Genomic DNA, 4,411 nt, shown 5'->3' with positions numbered 1-4,411 from the left:
AGGAAATGATGATTTCAGATTTACAATGCCTATTCCACTATCAGAAACAACTGCAAACAGTGCAGCGGAACAAAACCCTGGGTATTAATAAAAAATATATATGATTATGAAAAACATTAAAATAACCATATTATCATTAATAGTTGTAGCCTTCTTTGGTTGTGATCAGGATGATAATATCAATACAGTATTTGATAACGTAAACGGACAGAGTTTAGTTGCATTTGCTGCTGCAAGTTCAGATTTAGCAGTAGTTATTGATGGAACTGGAACTGTAGATGTTCAAATCGAAGTGTCAACGGTATCAGATTCAGATAGAACAGTAACTGTTTCTGTTGATGAGAGTAGTACTGCAGCAACAGAGAACTATGCATTAGCCTCTAACATGGTAACAATACCAGCAGGATCTTACTCTGGATTATTAACTATAAATGGTGTAGATGTAAGTGTAGAGCCTCAGGCAGAAACAATTGTATTAAATATAGAAGATACAACTGCAAGTAACCCTTCATTTACTTCAAATCAACAGCATACTGTAAATATCTTTCAGATTTGTCCAGTACCATCAGATTACTTGGTAGGTGACTATATCTTGACAGATAATGGAAATGGTAACTTCGGACAAAATGTTCCTGTAACAATATCTGTAGATCCAGATGAGGCTACAAACAGAACATTTGTTGCAGAGTTTTTACCAGGAACTGGTGTAGCAAGAGATGTTGATGTAGTACTTACACTTGGATGTAACTTCTTCAACTTAAATACTATTGATATCAATGTAACATGTACGCAAGTTACAGGTTATGTAATTGGTGGTGCAGGTGCATCAAATTCAATGTATGACTTAGATAATGATGATGTTGGAACTGTTCATACAGTAAACTATCTTGAAGATTTAGAAGCTGATTGTGGACCAACAGTTGTTCAGAATTTTACACTAACTAAAATATAAAACAGACGTATGAAAAATATTATAAAACTATTTAGTGTGATTTGTTTAGTTATGTGCTTTTCGGCATGTGATGATAATGATGATTTAAAATTTAGACCTACAGAAAATATAGGTTGGATTCAGTTTCCTGGAAGCAATCCAGCATCACTTAATTACAACTTATCTTTTGACGTTGGAGCGCGAGTAGGTATCGATGTTCAAGTGCCAAGAGTTGAAAATGACTTAACTATCGGTTATAACTTGGTGAGTGTATCTGGATTAGATCCAAATTCAGCATTCTCTAACTCTGGATCTATTGTAAGTCCAGCAGGAGAGTCAAGTTATGCAGGACCAGACAATAGTACAGGACTTGAGTATACATATTTAGCTGATATCGAGTTCGATTTTACAGAATTACCTGTATTAACAGAACCAATGGTATTTGATATTGTATTAGCATCGACAAATGATGCAGGAATACAAGTTGGATTTAATGATGAAAAGCCAACTGTACAGCGAATGACTATTTGTCCGGCAGTAGAGTCTACTACAGGCTTTGCTTTAGGAGATTATACCCTTACAGTACCAACAGGAGATGGACCATTTGGACCTCAATTTGCTGATGGAACAGTAGTTACTTTAACAGAGGGATCAGGTGGAGAGTTTACACGAGTATTTCAGGCAGATTACTTGCCAGGAATTGGAGCAGGATTACCTGTTGTAGATGTGGACTTTACATTTGCTCAAGGCGGAACAACAATTTCAGGACCAATATCAACAGGAGTTGGATGTGGAGCTGAGATTCTATTAGATACAGGAGATGCAGCAGATTTACCATGTGGTGATGATGTAATCATGTTAAATCTTTTAGACTTTGTTGGTGGCGCAGGAGACTGTGGTCAAGCAGATGTTGAAATGACTATCATGTTAACCAAGATTTAAAGTATATTAAACTTTTATATACAAAAGCACTGTAGAAATTTCTACAGTGCTTTTTTTTTGCTAGCAGAGTACTTTTCTGTCAAAAATTTAGTTCTATATTTGAACTTTATTTTATTCATGAAAAATATTTCATTTTTAGTAATTCTTTTTTTTAACGCCTACATTGGATTTTCCCAAGTTAGAAATATAGAACAATCATTGAAGAGGACCAATCCAGATACTATTTCTTCAGATAAGAATAGTACATCGAGAAGAAATGGAAGATCTAAGATTAATAAAGATGCTACGATTGATTTATATAAAATTATTTCCTACAGAAATGACACAACTTATGTAGATACATCACTTACAATAAAAAAGGAATATAAGTTTAATTATCTTCGTAAGGATGATTTCGGATTGATTCCATTTGCTAACATAGGTCAAACGTATAATCAATTAACAAAAGATGTTGTGAGTAACAGAAGTCTTCCTCAATTTGGTGCTAGAGGAAGACATTTCAATTATATGGAAGTGGAGGACATATTCTATTATGAAGTACCAACACCACTCACTGAACTTTTTTTTAAAACTGCATTTCAACAAGGTCAGTTGCTTGATGCATTTTTTACAGTAAATACTTCTAAACAATTTAATTTTTCAATTGCTTATAAAGGTCTAAGGTCTTTAGGAAACTATCAGCATGCTATAACAAGCACAGGTAATTTAAGATTTACCACAAATTATAAAACAAAAAACGAGAAATACGTAGCTAATGCTCATATTGTAACTCAAGATTTACTGAATGAAGAAAATGGAGGACTACAGGATGAGGATTTAATAAGCTTTACTTCGGGAGATGAAGACTTTATAGATAGAGCCGTTTTTGAGCCTAATTTTCAAAATGCAGAGAATATTTTAGTTGGAAAAAGATTTTATTTAAACCATAGGTATTATCTAATTCAGCCTAATGATTCTTTAAGTAATTCTTTAGCTATTCGGAATGTTGTAAATTTTGAAGATAAATATTTTCAATTTGATCAAACCACAAGTAGCGATTTTTTTGGAGACTCTTTTAAGCAAAATAGTTTAAGAGATAAAGTTACTCTAGAAAATTTTGAAACTCAACTAATGTTAGATTATAAAAATTTGACTTTAGGAGATATAGGGTTTGGAGTATTTTATAATGATATTAATTACGGATATGATAAAGTTACTATTTTAAACAATGAATTGATAAGAAATAGAATTAAGGATAAGATTTTAGGTTTAAGAGGGGATTATTCAAAACGCATAGGTGAATTTGAATTAAACTCTCAATTTGGAGTAAATATGTCTGGAGACTTTAAGGGAAGTTATTTTTTAGGAGGTGTTGATTATAAATTTAGCGAAGACCTATCTTTAAAAGGTAGTATCAATTTCAATTCTAGCGCACCCAATTATAACCTCTTACTCAACCAAAGCAATTACATTAATTATAACTGGGATAATACAGATAGTTTCGAAAACCAAAACAATGTTGATTTTAAGTTTGAGCTCCAATCAGATAAACTTTTAGATATTTCATTTCAATATACCACAATTGATAACTTTTCGTTATTTGCTTTAGATGATTCAATTGGTTTTATTAAACCTAAACAAATTGATGGTACCATTAACTTATTCAAAATAAAAATTAATAAGGAACTAAAATTTGGAAAATTTGCACTAGATAATTCTTTGTTATATCAGAATGTTAATGATGAAAGCCAATCACTTAATTTGCCAGACTTTGTTGTCAGGAATACTTTCTATTATTCAAATCATTTTTTTAAAAACAATGCTTTGTTTCTCCAAACAGGAATAACGTTCAATTATTTTACAGATTATTATATGGACGGTTACGATCCTTTATTGGCAGAGTTTTATTCTCAAACCCAAACAAAGATGAGTGGTTTTCCAAGATTAGATTTTTTTGTCAATGCTAAGATTAGGCAAACAAGAATATTTTTGAAAGCAGAACATTTTAATTCTTCATTCACGGGTTACGATTATTTTTCTGCTCCTAATAACCCATACCGAGACTTTACCGTACGATTTGGATTAGTATGGAACTTCTTTCTTTAGTGTAAAATACTCTGTAAACCTATCACGAGTAATATTATGATGATTGGTAAAAAGGGTATTTGTCTTAATATAAAGTCCTCATATTAAGAGTTTAGAGTAGTGATAAAAATAAAGTTTAAAAAAAGAGTAAAAAAGTTTTGGAAAGAAGAAAATAAGGGTTGTATATTTGCACCCGCTAAACGGAACAAGTTTAGTTACGTTCATAAGTATTTTGATTAGAGGTTTGGGGTTAAAAAAATAATTTCAAAAAAAAAGTCAAAAGATATTGTGGGAATAAAAAAAGGGTTTTATATTTGCACCCGCTTAAGTGATAAAGTGCTTAAGAAAAGATAAGAAAAAGTTCATTAACATATTGAATTGACAGCGTAAGAGGATTATTGGAAACGATAATTTTCGAGACAAAAGAATAGACCATTTTGAGTACTGAGATATAACAATTTCGATTAGTTGTTA

General features: G+C 31.6%; 3 protein-coding genes. All 3 read left to right on the top strand.

Annotation, left to right across the window (positions count from 1 at the left end; all coding sequences use genetic code 11):
* The first annotated feature begins 106 nt into the window (after window positions 1-106).
* Complete coding sequence (locus H7350_RS16965; protein ID WP_204347118.1) at window positions 107-952, top strand: DUF1735 domain-containing protein; 846 nt, start codon at window positions 107-109, stop codon at window positions 950-952.
* A 9-nt stretch (window positions 953-961) separates the two neighbouring features.
* Window positions 962-1,873 carry a hypothetical protein gene (locus H7350_RS16960; RefSeq protein WP_204347117.1) on the top strand — a complete coding sequence of 304 codons (912 nt, stop codon included), beginning with the start codon at window positions 962-964 and terminating at the stop codon, window positions 1,871-1,873.
* A gap of 117 nt (window positions 1,874-1,990) precedes the next feature.
* Entirely contained in the window at window positions 1,991-3,958 is a 1,968-nt protein-coding gene (locus tag H7350_RS16955; protein WP_204347116.1) for a putative porin, read from the top strand.
* Window positions 3,959-4,411: the final 453 nt, after the last annotated feature.

Origin of the sequence: Psychroserpens algicola, assembly GCF_014526325.1 — a bacterium.
GTDB lineage: Bacteria > Bacteroidota > Bacteroidia > Flavobacteriales > Flavobacteriaceae > Psychroserpens > Psychroserpens algicola.
Note: the sequence above shows the minus strand (reverse complement) of the source record. Positions and strands in the feature narration are given on the sequence as shown.

Bases quoted from the DNA above. Each gene is read 5' to 3' on its own strand.
- H7350_RS16965 (WP_204347118.1), top strand. From the start codon at position 107: ATGAAAAACATTAAAATAACCATATTATCATTAATAGTTGTAGCCTTC.
- H7350_RS16960 (WP_204347117.1), top strand. From the start codon at position 962: ATGAAAAATATTATAAAACTATTTAGTGTGATTTGTTTAGTTATGTGC.
- H7350_RS16955 (WP_204347116.1), top strand. From the start codon at position 1,991: ATGAAAAATATTTCATTTTTAGTAATTCTTTTTTTTAACGCCTACATT.